Genomic DNA, 706 nt, shown 5'->3' on the forward strand with positions numbered 1-706 from the left:
TCGACCGCGCGGTGATCGGTCGAGAGCGTGACCGACATCACCGTGGCAATCTTGATCTCGCCCTTCTTCACCACCGCCCGCTCCTCGCCCGCGCCGACCGCCAGGATCGTCGCATGCGGCGGATTGATGACTGCGGCAAAATCCTTGATGCCGAACATGCCGAGGTTGGACACCGCCGTCGTGCCGCCCTGATACTCTTCCGGCTTCAGCTTGCGGCTGCGGGCGCGGCTTGCCAGGTCCTTCATCTCGTTCGAGATGACCGACAGCGTCTTTTCATCCGCGTGCCGGATGATCGGCGTGATCAGGCCGCCGGGAATCGACACCGCGACGCCGACATCGGCGTGCCTGTGCTTGACCATGGCGTTCTCGGTCCAGGAGGCGTTCGCATCCGGCACCGCCATCAGCGCCATGGCCATCGCCTTGATCACCAAGTCGTTGACGGAGAGCTTGTAGGCCGGAACCTCCCCCGTGTCGGTCTTCCTCATCGGGGCCGCGGCATTGAGCTGCGTGCGCAGCGCCAGGAGCGCATCTAGCTCGCAATCCAGCGTCAGATAGAAATGCGGGATGGTGGATTTCGCCTCGACCAGGCGGCGCGCGATGGTCTTGCGCATGTTGTCATGCGGCACAAGCTCGTAGGAGCCTTCCGCGAACAGCTTCAGCACCTGATCGTCCGACATCGGCTTGGACGCGGGCGCCGGAACGGACG

At 64.3% G+C, this 706-nt stretch carries 1 protein-coding gene; it reads right to left on the reverse strand.

The features are described from left to right. On the reverse strand, nucleotides 1–706 hold a 706-nt coding region (locus P9272_RS35940), incomplete at both ends, for a 2-oxo acid dehydrogenase subunit E2 (RefSeq protein ID WP_278164962.1).

Origin of the sequence: Mesorhizobium sp. WSM4976 (genome assembly GCF_029625685.1) — a bacterium.
Lineage (GTDB): Bacteria > Pseudomonadota > Alphaproteobacteria > Rhizobiales > Rhizobiaceae > Mesorhizobium.